The sequence below is a fragment of the Betaproteobacteria bacterium genome (assembly GCA_016791345.1).
Classification (GTDB): domain Bacteria; phylum Pseudomonadota; class Gammaproteobacteria; order Burkholderiales; family JAEUMW01; genus JAEUMW01.
The window spans coordinates 1-16758 of sequence record JAEUMW010000038.1 but is presented as its reverse complement, the minus strand read 5'-3'; the positions used below and the strand labels follow the sequence as shown (position 1 = coordinate 16758).

The following is a 16758-nucleotide window of genomic DNA, read 5'->3' as shown; positions in this document are numbered from 1 at the left end:
CGCGACGATTCCAGGATCTGCCGTGGGCGCGAATTCTAGCAGTGATTCGGGCACGGGAAAATTCGCGCGGCTTGCGCTTCGCTTCGAGGTCGCGTCCAACCCCCGGATTCTGTTATGGTGCCGGCTGCCCGACCAAGCTCTGGCATCGCTTCGATGCCTTCCCGGTTCCCGTCATGACCCCGTCTCCCCGCAAGCTGCGCATCGAGCAGATCGTTGGCGTCACGCTGGTTGCGCTGCTCACTATCGGCACGCTCTATTTCCTCAGCCCATTCCTGCCGGCGATCCTGTATGCGGTTATTCTGGCAGTGTCGACGTGGCCGGTGTTCGAGTGGTTGCGCAACCATCTGCGGGGCAGCTCGACTGCGGCGGCAGCCGTGATGACGACGTTCTTCGCAGCGCTGCTGGTGGTGCCGATCGTATTCTTGAGCGTGCGCCTGGTGGACGACGTGCCGCCGCTCGTCGATGCAGCAAAGCAGCTCTTCGCGCACGGCCTGCCAATGGCCCCCGGCTGGCTCGCGACAGTTCCCGTGGTCGGTGAAACCCTGACCGCGCGCTGGAATGTTCTCGCGCAGGATACTCAGGCGCTCGGGGAAACGTTGCGACCATGGATCGGCAAGGGAGGCGAGATCCTGCTCGGCACGGGTGCTCACCTGGGGTCGGCCATCGTGCAGTTGCTGGTGAGCCTGCTGGTCGCGTTCTTCCTGTATCAGGACGGAGCGCCCCTCGTTCGCAATCTGACCGCCATTGTGGAGCGCGTGGGGGGCACGCGCGGTCCGCGGCTCTTGCGTGCCGCCGGCAGCACGATGCGCGCCGTGGTCTACGGCATCCTCGGCGCCGCGATCGTGCAGGGTCTGCTCGCCACCTTCGGGCTCTGGCTCGCCGGCGTTCAGGGGTGGCTCTTCCTGGGTGTGGTGGGTGGCTTTCTTGCGCTGATTCCCGTCGGACTCATCAACCTCGAACTGCTCGCCGCGTCTGCCTGGCTCTTCTTCCAGGGCGAGAACGGCTGGGGCATCTTTCTGCTCCTGTGGACACTGCTGGTGGTCGCGAATGCCGACAGCGTCATCCGCTCCGCCATCATCAGCCGCGGCGCCAATCTTCCCATCAGCGTCGTGCTGCTCGGCCTGCTCGGCGGAATCGCCACGGCAGGCATCCTCGGCCTTTTCGTCGGTGCGACGGTGGTCGGAGTATTCTTCACCATGATTCGCGAGTGGGCCATCGAGCCCGCCGAGGCCGCCCTCGTCACGGCAGCCGATCCCGGCATGAAAGGGTGACACTGCACGGGAACCTCGGCGCGTTCGCACGCATCCGATTGCTACGCCCCAGGACGGGAAACCTCGATGCATGCCACGCTGCCCCGCCTCGCCGCCACCGACTTCCCGCCGCTGCGCCGTGCGGCACTCACGACCCTGCAAGTGAACGTCGGCTACCGCTGCAATCAGCAGTGCGTGCATTGCCACGTCAACGCCGGGCCGAATCGGAAGGAGGAAATGGGGGCGGAGACGGCGGCTCTCGTCATCCGCTACCTCGAAGTTTCCGGAGTTCAGACCCTGGACATCACGGGCGGTGCGCCGGAATTGAATCCGCGTTTCCGCCGGCTGGTCAGCGCTGCGCGCGCACTCGGTGTCCACGTCATGGATCGCTGCAACCTGACCATCACGGAGCAGCCAGGGCAGGAAGATCTCGTCGAGTTTCTCGCCGCGAACCGGGTCGAGGTGGTCGCCTCGCTGCCCTGCTACCTCGAGGAAAACGTCGATCGCCAGCGCGGCAAACACGTTTTCGAGACGAGCATTCGTGCGCTCAGGCGCCTGAACGCGGCGGGCTATGGTCGCGTGGGCAGCGGGCTCGATCTCAATCTCGTCTACAATCCGCTCGGGCCGGCGCTGCCCCCTGCCCAAGACGCGCTGGAAGCCGCCTACAAGCGCGAGCTGGGCGAGCGCCATGGCGTCGTCTTCAACCGGCTCTACACCCTGGCGAACATGCCGATCCAGCGCTTTGGCAGCACGCTCATCTCGAAGGGACAGTTCGAAACCTACATGCGGCTCCTCAAGAGCGCGCACCGGGACGAAAATCTCGCCGCCGTGATGTGCCGCACCCTCCTCTCCGTCGACTGGCTGGGCTACGTCTACGACTGCGACTTCAATCAGATGCTGGGACTGCCGCTGCGGTCGACCGACCACCGCCGGCGCCACCTCTCCGATCTGATCGGTGTGAACGTGGAAGGCCTCCCCGTTGCGGTCGCCGATCACTGCTACGGCTGTACCGCAGGGCAAGGGTCGAGCTGCGGCGGCGCGCTCGGCGCGTGATTCACCAATTGCATTTTTCTGACCATCGTCGGGGCCCCATGTTTCGTCGCATACTGCAAGCGTTGACGCTCGGTGCAGCGCTCCTCGCCGTGGCCGTGCACGCCGAGCCGCCCCCGCTGCAGTTCGGAGTGGGGCTCTTTCAGCCCGACAAAGAGAAGAACGACGCGACCTATCGCCCGCTGGCCGAGTACCTCTCCGCTGCGCTCGGACGCAAGGTGGTGCTGCGCACGGTCGACACCTGGGAAGGCATTGCGAAGTCGCTCGCCAGCGGCGAGACGGATCTCGCGCTGATGGGTCCGTGGGGATACGTGCTCGCGAATCACCAGGCCGGCGCACAGGCGATTGCCACCATCCTCTACGACGGCAAGCCCGAGTACTACGCCATCATCGTCACCAACCCGAAGACAGGGATCGAGCGTCTCGAGGACCTGCGCGGACGCACCTTCGCCTTCGGCGACAAGGGATCGACCTCGGGCTACCTGATTCCGACGTATCAATTCCAGAAGATGGGCATCGACCCCGATACCTTCTTCTCCAGGGTCGTCTACACCAAGCACCAGGCCATCGAAACCCAGGTTGCGCGCGGCGAACTCGATGCCGGCGCCGACTACAACCGCAACCGCAACGCGATGATCACCGACGGGCTGATCAAGGCCGAGGACAGCAAGATCATCTGGACCTCCGCCCCATTGCCGAACGATGCCTTTGCCGTCAGCGCGGACATCGCCAAGGACCGCGCCCTGGTAGCGCGTCTCCAGGGCGCGCTGGAAAAAATGGGCGGCGAGCTGAAGGCGCGGCCCGAATTGCTGCCGGCGCGGTATACCGGATTCGTGAAGAGCGACAACGCCGCCTATACCCCGATCAGAGAGGCGGGACTCGCGACCGGCAAACTCGCTCCGGTCCGGCGCTAGCGGATGCGCCGCGGACTGCCCCACCGACGTCTGCGATGCTATCTCCTCCTCTACGTCGTCTTGCTCGCCGGGATCATCTGGCAATTCGTGGCAAGCGGCGACTTCACCCTCGGTCGCCGGCCGTGGCAGAACCTGCAGCGCACCGCGCACGAGCTTTCCCGGCCGAGCTTCCTCGATGTCTGGTTCGGCGACGAACGTCTGGAATACCGTGCGGAGGACGGTCGCGTGCTGCGCGTGGAGAATCAGCGCAGCGCCGAGCGCCGCTTTCTGCGCGGCCTCGCCGCTGCGGTCTGGACCACGTTCACGATCGCGACGCTGGGTTCGCTGCTGGCCGCGCTCGTCGCGCTGCCCTTCGGCCTCGTCAGCGCGAAGAACATGCGGCTGCCGCGCCCCGTCGCGACTGCTGCCCGTTTTGCGCTCAGTGTGTCGCGTGCGATTCACACGCTCGTCTTCGGGCTGATCATCGTCGGCATCATCGGCCTCAGTCCCATGGCCGGCGTGCTGGCGATCGCTGCACACTCGTTCGGCAGCTACGGCAAGCTCTATGCGGAAACCATCGAAGCCGTCGATGCGCGCTGGATCGAATCCGGGGTCGCGCTCGGGCTGACACCCCTGCAGACTCTGATCCACGGGTTGCGCATCACGCTGCTGCCGCGCTGGCTGTCGGTGCATCTCTACATCTGGGAGTACAACGTGCGCGACTCGACCGTGCTCGGGTTGATCGGTGCCGGCGGGCTCGGTCTGCTGGTGTCGGAAGCGGTGTCGCTGTTCCAGTGGGGACGGCTTGCCACGATCCTGATCGCGATCGTCCTCCTCGTCGTCGTCTTCGACGCCGTGAGCCGCAAGGTCCGTCACGACGTGCTCGAGCCCGCGCGTTGATGAGCAGCGACCGGGTCGGCGCAGAGCGTGTCCCGCCGGGCTCAGGGAAGGGCATGTGACCCGCGGTCGCCTCATCGTGCTCGTCGCGCTGGTGCTGGCGATCGCGGCGTTCTTCATATTCGATGTGAGCCGCTTCTTCACGCTCGACTACTTCAAGGCGCAGCAGGCGGCGCTCCGCGCGTCCGTCGAGACGAGCCCGTTCCAGGCAGCGGCGGCCTTCTTCGCAATCTATGTTGCCGTCACCGGCCTCTCGCTGCCCGGCGCGGCCATACTCACGCTCGTCGCCGGTGCCGTGTTCGGTCTGCTGTGGGGAACGGTGATCGTCTCCTTCGCGTCCTCGATCGGCGCAACACTTGCCTTCCTGGCGAGCCGCTTTCTCTTTCGCGAGGCGATCCAGCGGAAGTTCGGCGACAAGCTTGCGGCGATCCACCGCGGTGTCGAGCGCGAGGGCGGCTTCTATCTTTTCACGCTGCGTCTGGTGCCTGTGTTCCCGTTCTTCGTCATCAATCTCGTGATGGGCCTCACCCCGATCAGGACGCGCACGTTCTACTGGGTGAGCCAGCTCGGGATGCTGCTCGGGACACTCGCCTACGTGAACGCCGGCACCCAGCTCGCGAAGGTCGACTCACTGCATGGCATCCTGTCGCCCGGCGTGCTGCTCTCGTTCACGCTGCTCGGCGTGTTCCCGCTGCTCGCGAAGCGGATCGTGGATGCGGCGAAGGCGCGCCGCGTCTATGCCAGGTGGCGGCGTCCCGCACGCTTCGACCGCAATCTGGTCGTGATCGGCGCCGGTTCCGCCGGTCTCGTGGCGGCCTATATCGCGGCGACGGTCAAGGCGAAGGTCACGCTCGTCGAACGCGACCGCATGGGCGGAGACTGCCTCAATACCGGTTGCGTGCCGTCGAAGGCGCTGCTCCGTTCCGCAAGATTTCTTTCGCACGTGAAGCGCTGCCGCGAGTTCGGTATCGCGAAGGCTTCGGCAGAGTTCGACTTCGCGGAAGTGATGGAGAGGGTGCAACATGTCATCCGCCGCATCGAACCCCACGATTCGATCGCCCGATACACGAGTCTCGGCGTCGACTGCGTGACCGGTGAGGCCAGGCTCACCTCGCCCTGGACCGTCGAAGTGAAGCTCGCGGACGGTAGCGTCCGCACCCTCGTCACGAAATCGATCGTCATCGCCGCTGGCGCGCGTCCCTTCGTGCCACCGATTCCCGGCATCGACGCCGTCGGTTGCCTCACGTCCGACACCATCTGGAGCTTGCGCCAGTTGCCGCCACGCCTGCTCGTGCTGGGCGGTGGCCCGATCGGCTGCGAACTCGCGCAGTGCTTCGCCCGCCTGGGTTCGAAAGTGACGCAGGTGGAAATGTTGCCGCGTCTCATGACCCGGGAAGATCCCGAAATCTCGGCGCTGGTGATGCAGCGCTTTCGTGCCGAGGGCATCGACGTGCGCGTCGGCCACAAGGCAAAGGCATTCGTCCTGGAAGACGGCGAGAGAGTCCTGATCGCCGAGACCGCGGACGGCGAGGTCCGCCTGCCCTTCGATGCTCTGCTGTGCGCCATCGGTCGCGCCGCGAACACGCGCGCTTACGGGCTGGAAGAACTCGGCATCGGCATCACCCGCCAGGGCACGATCGAGGTGAACGAGTACCTGCAGACCCTCTACCCGAACGTCTACGCCTGCGGTGACGTCGCCGGCCCTTACCAGTTCACGCATACGGCCGCGCACACCGCGTGGTATGCGAGCGTCAATGCGCTCTTCGGCGCGTTCCGGAAGTTCAAGGCCGATTTCTCCGTGATTCCCTGGGCGACCTTCACCGAACCGGAAGTTGCGCGCGTCGGTCTCAACGAGACCGAGGCCAGGGAGAAGAAGATCGCCTTCGATGTGACCACCTACGGCATCGACGACCTCGACCGGGCCATCGCCGACAGCGCGGCCGAAGGCGTCGTCAAGGTGCTCACCGCGTCGGGCAGCGATCGCATCCTCGGCGTGACGATCGCGGGTGAACACGCAGGTGATCTCATCGTCGAATACATCACGGCGATGAAGCACGGCATCGGTCTCAACCAGATTCTCGGCACGATTCACATCTACCCGACGCTCGCCGAGGCCAACAAGTACGCCGCCGGCGCCTGGAAGCGCAAGCAGGTGACGGTCGGGCAACTCGCATTCCTCGATGCGTTCCATGCGTGGGTGCGCGGTGAAGGCAGCATCCGTGCGCTGATTACGCGGCTGCCCGCCCTGCTCTCGGACAAGCGCCGCGGGTTCCCCGCCGAAGCACATTGACATGATGTCGAGCCTGCTCACGCCCTTTGCCCTGCGTCTCCGATGAAGCGCGCAGACCCGCACAGCGACGGCCTCGTGCACGGTGGCAGTCCGTGGCTGTCGATCGTCATCCCCGTCCTCGACGAAGCGCAGACGCTGGCGACGGCACTCGCACTGCTGCAACCGCTGCGGGCGCGCAGCGTCGAGGTGATCGTCGTCGATGGCGGCAGCCGCGACGGCAGCGCCGGGATTGCACGACCGTTCGCCGACCAGGTCCTCGAGAGTGAACGCGGCCGCGCGGTGCAGATGAACGTCGGGGCGCGCGCCGCGCGGGGTTCCGTTCTGCTCTTCCTGCACGCGGACACGCGGCTCCCGCCGGCGGCCGACGATGCGATTCGCGCAGGATTGCAGCGCAGCGGCCGCAGGTGGGGCCGCTTCGACGTGCGCTTCTCCGGCGACCGCCGCGTGCTTCGGCTGGTTGCGTTCCTCATGAATCAGCGCTCGCGCCTGACCGGCATCGCAACGGGTGATCAGGCCATGTTCGTTCGCCGCGCGATCTTCGAGAAGGTCGGTGGCTTTCCGCCGCTCGCGCTGATGGAGGACGTCGCACTCTCCGCCCGCTTGAAGCGCGAAGGCCCGCCGCTCTGCCTGCGTCCGCGCGTGGTGACATCGAGTCGCAAATGGGAGCGCGAAGGTGCACTGCGCACCATCTGGCTCATGTGGCGACTGCGTCTCGCCTTCTTCTACGGTGCCGATCCCGGCGACCTCGCGCGCCGCTATTACCGCGGCGGCGGGCAGCTGCCGTGATTCCCGGCCGTACGTGTCCGCTGCACTACCGCTACTCGCCCGCCCTCTTTCGCGAGGTGCCGGTCGAGCACGCCAGCACCGTCTACGCGATCGGCGGGCTTTACGGCAACCCGGAAGCGCTTACGGCGGTGCTGGAGATGAAGCGCGAGGAGGAGCAGTTCCTGCCGCCGGTGACGCTGGTCTTCAACGGCGACTTCAACTGGTTCAACGTGGATGCGGAGAGCTTCCGCGCCATCAATGAGAGCGTGCTTTCGCACATTGCAACGCTGGGCAACGTCGAGGCCGAGTTGCAGGGCGACAGCGGTGCCGGCTGCGGATGCGCATATCCCGACTGGGTGGGCGACGCGACGGTAGCGCGCTCCAACCAGATCATGGGACGCCTGCGCGAGACGGCAGCGGCGTTTCCGGATCTGCTGCGCCGGCTGTCATCCCTGCCGAAAGTGCGCACCTTCGAGGTCGGCGGGATGCGCATCGGCATGCTCCACGGCGATCCCGAATCACTTGCCGGATGGGGCTTCGCGCGCGAAGCCCTGGCCCCCGAACTCGACGGCGGCGACGTGCCCTCACCCGCTCAGGAAGCGCACGTGGCGCGATGGTTCCGTGAAGGCGGCGTACGGGTGTACCTTTCCAGCCACACCTGCCTGCCCGTGATGAAGATGCTGCGGGTCGACGGTGAACATTGTCTCGTGGCCAATAACGGCGCTGCCGGAATGCCCAACTTCCGGGGCGCACGCTGCGGTCTGATCACGCGCGTGTCCACCGCACCCGCACCGCCGGGACGTGCGCTGTGCGGCAGCCGGGTCGGTTCCCTGCATGTGGACGCACTGCCGTTGCATTACAATCACACCCACTGGGTCGAGCGCTTTCTTGCCAACTGGCCCCAAGGTTCGCCCGCCCATCGGGGGTATCATGACCGCATCGACACTGGAACGGAGCTTGCACCCGAGCCGGCAAAGATGCTTTCCGCCTGCACCGCCCCGACACACCGATCATGACTGAGACTGCCATCGCCATTCTCGCCAAGGCGCCCGTGCCTGGCACAGTCCGTACCCCTCTCATTCCGACGTTGGGCCCGGACGGAGCAGCAACCCTTTACGAACGCTGTACCGATCACGCGATCACCACCGCGCTCGAAGCGGGTCGCGGACCGGTCGAGCTGTGGTGCCGGCCGTCGATGCTGAACCCATTCTTCGCCGAGATGGCGCGCGCGCATCCCATCACCCTGCGCGTACAGGGCAACGGCGATCTCGGAATGCGGCTCTTCCGCACCTTCGAGGCGCTCCTCACGGCCAATCCTCTCGCGATCGTGATGGGGTCTAACTGTCCGGCTCTTTTGCCCGTACATCTGCGGATGGTGGCCGAAGCCCTGGACGACGGCTACGATGCCGCATTCGTCCCCATGGATGACGGGCGCTGCGCTGCAGGGGGCATGCGCAAGGCATCCGAAGAACTGTTCAAGGATCTGTCACGAACGCCAGGTACCGTAATGGACGCACTCAAGGTTCGGTTGCGCGAGCTGCGATGGCGCTGGCTGGAACTGCCCACACTGTGGGATCTCGACGCACCGTCCGGGTTTTCCCGTCTCGCGAACGATCCGCTCCTGCGCCATCTCGCCGAAGATCTGGTCCCTGCCCCCCGCTCCCGCGCCGCTCGCTAGCACGTGCCGAGGGCCGAGCGGATGCGTTGCGGATGGTAGCGAGTGGTGCGCTATCCTTGATCGGTCTTTGAGAGTAATCTGCAAGTGTTTGCTTTGAGCGACAAATGACCACCGAATCCCAGACTCCCATAGCCATCTTCGCCAAGGTTCCACGACCCGGGACAGTCAAGACGCGCCTCATCCCCGAACTCGGCGCGGAGAAGACGACGCGCCTGTACGAGCGCTGCGTGAGCCACACGGTCAAGACGGCCCTCGACGCCAACGTCGGTCCGGTCGAGTTGTGGTGCACTCCGACGATCCTGCATCCGTTCTTCGATGGCATCGGTCGCAGTCTGCACCCGGTTCTGCGCACGCAGGGCAACGGCAATCTGGGTGTGCGCATGTGGCGGACGCTGGAGGCTTTGCTGGTGGGGCATTCGCGGGCGCTCCTGATCGGTTCGGACTGCCCCTCGCTCACCGTCGAGGACATCCGGAACGCCGCGCTGGCACTCACGGCAGGCAACGACGCCGTATTCGTTCCCACCGAGGACGGGGGCTATGCGCTGATTGGCCTGCGTGCCGTTGAGCCCGCGCTGTTCGAGGACATCCCCTGGAGCACCGACGCGGTCATGGAGACGACCCGCGAACGCATGCGCGATCTCGACTGGACGTGGAAAGAACTCCCCGTGCGCTGGGACGTCGACCGTCCGGAAGATTTCCGTCGTCTCACCACCGATCCGGTTCTCGGCTATCTCTGCGATCGCATCTCCCGGCCGACCGGCGGTCCTCGCCTGCGGGCCGTTTCCTAGCCGTAACGCGGCACGCCACGGCGTGCCATCTACGCACCTTTTTCCTCGGCGCATCTCCCTTCGCCCACCTGGGCGGATGCCATCCCAAAGGGCGTTCTGCCGCGCCCGGTTGCCCAGCGCAGTGTCACCAAAGCCCGCGCGTCGCGATGTGGACAGCGACGCAAGACTCCGAGTCTCCATCGACCGTGCGGTAGCTGCGCCCCGACACCCCGACGCGTCGCGAGTGCTCTCCGTAGCGTGAAGCGCCTCCTGCTGCTGGGCGGCGGTCACGCCCACGTACATGTCATGCGGGCGCTGGCTCGCACACCGCCGCCCGCAGCGCAGGTCACGCTGGTGAGCCGCGGGCGATTCACGCCCTATTCGGGAATGCTGCCCGGCCTGCTGTCCGGTCTCAACACTTTCGAAGAAAGCCATATCGACCTCGAGTGGCTGGCCGGTGATACGGGCTGCGCGTTCGTCGCGGCCGAGGCGACGCGGGTCGATGTCCGCGCACGCCGCGTGGAGTGTGCCGACGGCACCAGCTTCGATTACGACGTGCTTTCGATCGACACGGGCTCAACCCCGGCCATCGACCACGTCCCCGGAGCGCGCGAGCATGCGCTGCCGGTGAAGCCCGTCGATCGCTTCCTCGCGGAGTGGGACGCGATCGAGTCGCAGATCGCGGCGGGCAAACGCCCGTGCATTGCCGTTGTCGGTGGCGGTGCCGGCGGCGTCGAATTGCTGCTGTCGCTGCAGCATCGGTTGCGCACGACCATCGGCGACACGACCCGCTTTCTTCTCGTCACGGACGAGGCCGATGTTCTGATGAGCCACAACGCATCAGTGCGCCGCATCTTCCGCGACATTCTGAAAGCGCGAGACGTCGAGGTTCATCTTGGGCACGCGGTCGTTCGTGTCGATCCCGGCGTCCTGCACCGTACGGGCGGCGAGACGATCCGGACCGACTTCGCCGTCTGGGTGACGACAGCTTCGGCGCCTACATGGATTGCAGAAGCCGGCCTTGCGACCGACAACCGCGGCTTCATCGCCGTGAACGATTGCTTGCAGTCGACCTCGCATCCGGAAGTCTTCGCCGCTGGCGACGTCGCCACGATGCTTGGCCACCCGCGACCGAAATCAGGTGTGTTTGCGGTACGGCAAGGGCCCCCGCTCGCCCGCAACCTGCGATGTGCCCTCTCCGGCGAAGCACTCACCCCCCATACACCACAGCGCCTGGCGCTGGCCCTGATCGGCACCGGCGATCGCTACACCGTCGCATCGTGGGGTCTGTTCGCCGCGAAAGGACATTGGGTCTGGCGCTGGAAGCGCTACCTCGACCGTCGCTGGATGCGCACCTATCTGCCGCCGGACCGCCTCGCCTGATCCTCTTCCGCTATTTCGGCGGATAAGACGTCATCACGAAATCCCGACCCTGCGCGTGGCATTCCACGCACACAGGCGCACCGCGATCTGCAGCGAGCGTGCGGTTTCCGTCCTCGACGGAATAGACCTGATACCAGTACCACCCCTTGCCTCCGGCGCTGTCGGCATCGGCCTTGATCGCCACTGCCCAGCCGTGGAGCTTCCCGGCGCTGCCATAGAGTTCGAGCACCGCCGCCGCCCCCGCGGGGTGCACACCACTGCCGGCGCGGAGCGACGTCGCCAGCGCCGGATTGAAGTACGCGAGAACACCGCCGGGGTGTGCGCCAGGCGCGGGGTGCGGCGCGCTTCCATGCTCCCAGCCCTTGTAGCTTTCCGCCTTCAACCAGCCGAAGAGTTCCTTGGAAGCGGTTGGCGGGACGGCAGACTCCGCAGCCATCGCAGCCGATCCCAATCCGACGAGCACTGCCGCCAACCACGCCGTCATCCGCCACACTGCTTCCATCTGAGTCCCTCCTCCGCGCGCGTCACGCTCCCCGGATCACCTCGACCCCGCCCATGTAGGGACGCAGCGCGGTCGGCACCGTCACGCTCCCATCCGCGTTCTGATAATTCTCCAGCACCGCCACCAGCGTCCTGCCCACCGCAAGCCCGGATCCGTTCAACGTGTGCACGAGTTCCGGCTTGCCCTTCTCGTTGCGAAAGCGCGCGCGCATGCGCCGCGCCTGGAATGCCTCGAAATTCGAGCAGGACGAGATCTCGCGGTACGCGTTCTGCCCCGGCAGCCACACCTCGATGTCATAGGTCTTCGCCGAGGAAAATCCCATGTCGCCGGTGCACAGCACCACCGTGCGATACGGCAGTTCGAGCCGCGTGAGAATCGTCTCGGCGTGGCGTGTGAGTTCCTCGATCTGATCGTGAGACCGATCGGGATGGCAGATCTGCACGAGTTCGACCTTGTCGAACTGATGCTGGCGGATCATGCCGCGCGTGTCCTTGCCGTAAGAGCCCGCCTCGCTGCGGAAGCACGGCGTATGGCAGACGAATCTGAGCGGCAGCTGATCGAGGGGCACGATTTCGTCGCGCACGATGTTCGTGACCGGGACTTCCGCCGTCGGAATGAGGTAGAAATCGCCGAGATCGCCGCGCGGCACTGCAAACAGATCCTCCTTGAACTTCGGCAGCTGCCCGGTTCCCTGCATGCTCTCCGCATTGACGAGATAGGGTGCGTAGATCTCGGTGTAGCCGTGTTCGGTAGTGTGCACGTCGAGCATGAATTGGGTGAGTGCGCGATGCAGGCGTGCGATCGCACCCTTCATCACGACGAAGCGCGCGCCGCTGATCTTGACCGCGGTCTCGAAGTCGAGCCCGCCCAGCGCTGCGCCGAGATCCACGTGGTCCTTGGGCGGAAAATCGAGGGCCCGCGACGTGCCGACGCGGCGCACCTCCACGTTGTCGTTCGCGGAGGTCCCCAGGGGGACGCTCGCGTGCGGCACGTTGGGAGTCGTCAGCAAAAGCGCGTTCAGGCGTGTCTGCACCGCGTCGAGCTGCCTGCCGAGTGCAGTCACACGGTCGCCAAGGGCGGCGCCCTGCGCCATCAGGTCAGCGGCATCCGCGCCCTTCGCCTTCGCCTGTCCCACCTGCTTCGCCAAGCTGTTGCGCTGCGCCTGCAGGTCTTCGGATTCCTTCTGGATGAGCTTGCGCTGTGCTTCGGTGGCACGAAACGCATCCTCGTCGAAGGCGAATCCGCGGGCGGCCAGGCGCTCCACGACGGTGGCGAGATTGCTGCGGAAGAGTTGTGGGTCGAGCATCGGAGTGAAAGCGCTGAGGCCGGATTCGCACGCGGCGGAATGGGCGTGAAGTTTACTCGCTGGCGAAACGGGCGCAACCGCGCCGCCGATCCAGCTTCGCAAACGGTGATGCCACGGCGGCAGCGGCGGGCATATAATCCGCCCAGCAAAGCGGGAGGATTCAATGATGTATGTTCGTGTCACCCTTTCGGCGCTGGCCTTGGCGCTGTCGTGCGGTGGCCAGGCGCAGGCGCAGGCATTCGGCAACGAAGCCGGTCAGGAGATGGCCAGGCCCGGCAAGCCGGCCGCCACTCCCGCTCAGAAACGCTCTGCGATCGACAAGATGGCACGGCACACCCTCGCCGAACTGTTCAAGGCCAAACCCGCCGTCAAGACCGAGATCGCCAATGCTGCGGGCTATGCGGTGTTCAGTGAGTACGGCGCAATGGTGCTCTTCGCCGGTGGCTCGGGAGGCAGCGGAGTTGCCGTCGACAACAAGACCCGTCAGCGCACCTATATGAATGTGGCCCAAGCGAGCGTCGGCATCGGCGCCGGCGTCAAGGACGTGCGCACCGTCTTCGTCTTCAAGACGCGCGAGGCCTTCGAACAGTTCGTCGACAAGGGCTGGGAAGCCTCGGGGCAGGCGTCCGCCGCCGCGGCAGCCGCCGACAAGGGTGGCTCCGCCGAAGTCGGTCAGTCGTTCGTGAACAGCGACACGACGAGCATGTATCAGCTCACCCCGACCGGACTCATCGCCGAGGCCACGGTCGCCGGCAAGAAGTTCTGGAAGAGCGATCTCAACAAGAAGTAACGCTTCCGCACCGGAGAGACGCTCAGGGGAGCTATAGGCCCCAAGTCTCTGAAGGGAATCAGGAAGCCGGGCGCCAAGTGCTACACCGCTTGGTCACATCCGGAGTCCCGATGCCTGACTATCTCGTCCAGCGCCGTAGCGGCTTTGCTCTCCGGGTGCGCGTACCGCCCGCTCTACGTTCCTCCCTGGGGATCAGAGAAATCTGGCGCCCGCTGCCGGGCGATCGCCGCACCGCCGTTCTCTTGTCTCGCGCCATAGGGGCACGCCTCGTGCTCGCCTTCAGCGGCATGGGAACTGATCCATTCGACGAGTTGCGGAAGTGCTTCCGGGATTTCTTCGGGGAAGAGGCACTGCGCCCCAAGTCCCCGCCAGAACCTCCTCCGGCCCCCGTCCTGTACGTTCGGGCCGCGCCCTCCTGCGCCCCGGCTCCGCCGCTGATTCCGCGTGCGGTCACGCCGCCACCGGTGGGACCAATGCTCCGCGCCACGGTTGCCGCCTACATCGAAGCTAGAACATCCCGAGAGGCATGGTCCGGGCGGTCGGGGGAAGCCGTGAAGCGTGCTCTCGATCTGCTGATCGATCAGGTAGGCGACTGCCCGCTAGCAACCCTTTCGCACGCCACCGCCGAGGAGTTCGCCAAGCGGCTGCGCGAGTCAGGGCGGGCGCACGAGACCCGTCGGAACACATGCAATAAGGTGTCTGCGTTTGGCGGTTGGTGCCACAAGCGGGGTCTGCTGCCGCGGAATGTCTTCTCTGGGATGATGGACGAGAAGCGACCGAACCGGCCGGACGAGGACAGATCAGTCCTGAAGCCGGAGGAGGTCCGGCTAGTGTTGCGGGCGGTTGGACTAGCGGGAGAGGAATGGAAGCGCCTGATACCGTTGCTCCTGCTGTACACCGGGTGCCGAGTGAACGAGGTTGCGCAACTGCGCGTGATCGACGTTCAGGATGACGAGGGAACGCCGTTCCTGCGGCTCACTGAGGAAGCGGGCAGCCTGAAGAACTTAGCGAGCCGGCGCTCGATCCCGATTCATTCGGCCATTGCTCATGAGTTCCTCGCCTATGTGGAGTTGCGCCGAGCGGCCGGCGCCGAGCGCGTCTTTCCTCTCCGGCTTGGAGTGGACGGCTACGGAGCGATGGTGTCGCGATGGTGGAGCACAACGAGGGAGAAGCGCGGGTTCTCGAATGATGCGACGCTGCACGGACTACGGCACACGTTCGGGACGCGGCTGCGGGACTGTGGTGTCCCGTGGGACGAGATTCAGGTGCTTATGGGGCACTCGCGGGGGCAGGGGGAAACGTCCAGGTATGTGAAGCCGCAGACCCCGAAGCAGTTGGCGAGGGTGATCGAGAGACTGAGCTATATCGATAGGTAGGGCGGGAGGGAGAAGCAGACTCGCTCGCTGCGCTCTCTCGTGCCTCCCGTGGACCTATCGACTAACTGTGAGTCTCGCGTACCGCGTCCGACCTCCATTCAACTTAGATTCCGGGACTCGGGTCCCGGTGCTTGAGTGCGCTCTTGGGCCGTGAGTCGGGCGTATCGCGAACTCTATCGACTCCGGTCACGGCTACCTAGACCGCGCAGCCGCAAGGCGGAGCTTCTCTTTGAGGTCGACACCGCAAGGTGGGGTTTGCGTCCCGTTATGGGCGGACCGAGCGCGAAGCGCGAGGCGGACCGAAAGCCTTGCTGAAAGCTTCCGGCCCGTTGCGGGACGATAGGGTTCCAAACGTGCACCTTTTGCCCTATAAAAGATTAGGGTGGGCGCGAGGTGCAGGTTCAGAAAAAGGGCGTTCCGAATCAGCGCGTTAGGAAGGTGCCCCATTCCGAATCACGGATTGCCCTTCCGCTTTCCATCGCGATTTCCTCAAGGCCGCGTCAAGGCGCGTCTGCCACGTCTTGCGGGGAACCTCCTGCGCTCCGGCTCGCAACTTGATCTCCCGAATCGACACCTTCTCCGTCTTCGCCGGCAGGTTCCGCAGCACGGATGCGATACGTCCCACCAGCGGGTCCGAGAGGATCGCCGACGGCTTATCTGCCATCCACGGGGCTTGCCACTCATGCCACTGCGCCCCCGGCAGCACCTTCTCTAGCCGCTGCTCCATCTGCTTGTCGTTGTGGATTAGCCAGACCTTCGAGGCGCCCGCCTTCCCGCTAGAACACGTCCGGGAGAACCCTCGGCTCAATCCCTGATAGAAGACGTGGTCCCGTTCCCCTGCCTCGATCTGCGGGATTACGCCACCCGACAGGTCCGCCCAAAGGTCACGCTTCTGTCCGAGCCATTCCCCCGCCACCTGAAGCGCCTCGCGATGCAAGAGACCGACGAATATCACGTTCTTGCAATACGAGTGCTCTGATAGAGAAGTCTCCTGCCCGAAGGTGAGCCACGCGAACCGAGGCATCATCCTGCCGCTGTGATCCTGAACCCGCGCCCGCTTGGGATCATTCGCAATCCCCTTCGCGGTCAGTGCCCGCTTGATCTCCGCTCCGAAGTCAGGCCCGCCCTTCCTCGGCTTGAACGTGAACAGAATCACGCCCTCGTCCTTCGGTATCGCCGCGATCGTGTCGACCAGCAGAGCAATCCACTTCGCCTTCCCCTTCGTCTCGAACCGGTGCGTCATGCTATGGCGCCCTCCCGGCAGCGAAAGCCGGTAGACGGCCAGATCATCGTACCGCTTGAGTGCTGCCAGCCGCTCCCCGCCAAGGTGCGGAAGCTCCCTGACCGTCGTGTCGGCGCGAGCCAGTTCACGGAGTACGAAGCTCGCATCAAGGATGAAGACCCGATCGAGTGTGTGCGAGACAGCAAGGTCATACCAGATCGCCCCGCCACCTTGATGCCTGACTACTCGGAGGTCACGATCCCACCCATGCAGCAGCGAGCGCAGCGGAGCCCAGCGCTCATCCTCGTCCAGGTGGTGCTCGATGAGGCACTGAACCTCGAAGCTCTCCGGACGCGGGATTCTGATCGGTTGCGGTTCCCGCTCTAGCTGCGCAGCCATCTCCACGTTCACCACGTCCACGCACGCGTTCAGGTACGCCGTAGCTTCCTTGGCAGTCTCGACATCATAGTTGTGCCCCGCGAACGCTCCGGCTTCCCGGCGCAGTGCTCGAACTCCCAGCGCTCGCGAGTCTACCGAGATCAGAGACTCATCCCACCAAGAGATAGCCCGCTTGACCCCCTTATGGCAC

Annotated in this window: 15 protein-coding genes; 12 read left to right on the top strand and 3 right to left on the bottom strand. The window is 65.3% G+C overall.

The features are described from left to right. The first annotated feature begins 173 nt into the window (after nucleotides 1-173). The 10 genes from JNK68_01460 to JNK68_01415 all read left to right on the top strand — a co-directional run bounded on the left by JNK68_01460 (nucleotide 174) and on the right by JNK68_01415 (nucleotide 10973). On the top strand, nucleotides 174-1271 hold the full coding sequence (locus JNK68_01460; GenBank protein ID MBL8539015.1) for an AI-2E family transporter: 1098 nt from the start codon (nucleotides 174-176) through the stop codon (nucleotides 1269-1271). A gap of 66 nt (nucleotides 1272-1337) precedes the next feature. Next, nucleotides 1338-2303, top strand: a complete 966-nt coding sequence (arsS, locus tag JNK68_01455; GenBank protein ID MBL8539014.1) for an arsenosugar biosynthesis radical SAM protein ArsS — start codon at nucleotides 1338-1340, stop codon at nucleotides 2301-2303. Nucleotides 2304-2341: 38 nt separating this feature from the next. Beyond that, a complete protein-coding gene (locus JNK68_01450; GenBank protein ID MBL8539013.1) occupies nucleotides 2342-3214 on the top strand; it encodes a phosphate/phosphite/phosphonate ABC transporter substrate-binding protein in 873 nt (290 codons plus the stop codon). 3 nt (nucleotides 3215-3217) lie between these two features. Then, complete coding sequence (locus JNK68_01445; GenBank protein MBL8539012.1) at nucleotides 3218-4093, top strand: ABC transporter permease subunit; 876 nt, start codon at nucleotides 3218-3220, stop codon at nucleotides 4091-4093. A gap of 55 nt (nucleotides 4094-4148) precedes the next feature. Continuing rightward, a complete protein-coding gene (locus tag JNK68_01440) occupies nucleotides 4149-6380 on the top strand; it encodes an FAD-dependent oxidoreductase (GenBank protein ID MBL8539011.1) in 2232 nt (743 codons plus the stop codon). 42 nt (nucleotides 6381-6422) lie between these two features. Next, nucleotides 6423-7166 (top strand): TIGR04283 family arsenosugar biosynthesis glycosyltransferase, encoded by a 744-nt coding sequence (locus tag JNK68_01435; protein MBL8539010.1) that lies wholly within the window; start codon nucleotides 6423-6425, stop codon nucleotides 7164-7166. Further along, nucleotides 7163-8161 (top strand): hypothetical protein, encoded by a 999-nt coding sequence (locus JNK68_01430; protein ID MBL8539009.1) that lies wholly within the window; start codon nucleotides 7163-7165, stop codon nucleotides 8159-8161. Before JNK68_01435 ends, JNK68_01430 begins: the two co-directional genes overlap by 4 nt. Beyond that, nucleotides 8158-8823, top strand: a complete 666-nt coding sequence (locus tag JNK68_01425; GenBank protein ID MBL8539008.1) for a DUF2064 domain-containing protein — start codon at nucleotides 8158-8160, stop codon at nucleotides 8821-8823. Before JNK68_01430 ends, JNK68_01425 begins: the two co-directional genes overlap by 4 nt. A 104-nt stretch (nucleotides 8824-8927) precedes the next feature. Beyond that, on the top strand, nucleotides 8928-9611 hold the full coding sequence (locus tag JNK68_01420) for a TIGR04282 family arsenosugar biosynthesis glycosyltransferase (GenBank protein MBL8539007.1): 684 nt from the start codon (nucleotides 8928-8930) through the stop codon (nucleotides 9609-9611). 237 nt (nucleotides 9612-9848) lie between these two features. After that, nucleotides 9849-10973: an FAD-dependent oxidoreductase gene (locus JNK68_01415; protein ID MBL8539006.1), complete on the top strand. Its 1125-nt coding sequence runs from the start codon at nucleotides 9849-9851 to the stop codon at nucleotides 10971-10973. A 10-nt stretch (nucleotides 10974-10983) separates the two neighbouring features. Here JNK68_01415 and JNK68_01410 read toward each other — a convergent pair whose 3' ends face one another. Continuing rightward, nucleotides 10984-11475 carry a hypothetical protein gene (locus JNK68_01410; protein ID MBL8539005.1) on the bottom strand — a complete coding sequence of 164 codons (492 nt, stop codon included), beginning with the start codon at nucleotides 11473-11475 and terminating at the stop codon, nucleotides 10984-10986. 22 nt (nucleotides 11476-11497) lie between these two features. Continuing rightward, nucleotides 11498-12781, bottom strand: a complete 1284-nt coding sequence (serS, locus tag JNK68_01405) for a serine--tRNA ligase (protein ID MBL8539004.1) — start codon at nucleotides 12779-12781, stop codon at nucleotides 11498-11500. Nucleotides 12782-12947: 166 nt separating this feature from the next. Between serS and JNK68_01400 the strand changes: the two genes are divergently transcribed. Then, nucleotides 12948-13571 (top strand): hypothetical protein, encoded by a 624-nt coding sequence (locus tag JNK68_01400; protein MBL8539003.1) that lies wholly within the window; start codon nucleotides 12948-12950, stop codon nucleotides 13569-13571. A 551-nt stretch (nucleotides 13572-14122) separates the two neighbouring features. Then, a complete protein-coding gene (locus JNK68_01395; GenBank protein ID MBL8539002.1) occupies nucleotides 14123-14947 on the top strand; it encodes a site-specific integrase in 825 nt (274 codons plus the stop codon). A gap of 430 nt (nucleotides 14948-15377) precedes the next feature. Here JNK68_01395 and JNK68_01390 read toward each other — a convergent pair whose 3' ends face one another. Next, nucleotides 15378-16568 carry a hypothetical protein gene (locus JNK68_01390; GenBank protein MBL8539001.1) on the bottom strand — a complete coding sequence of 397 codons (1191 nt, stop codon included), beginning with the start codon at nucleotides 16566-16568 and terminating at the stop codon, nucleotides 15378-15380. Nucleotides 16569-16758 lie beyond the last annotated feature (190 nt).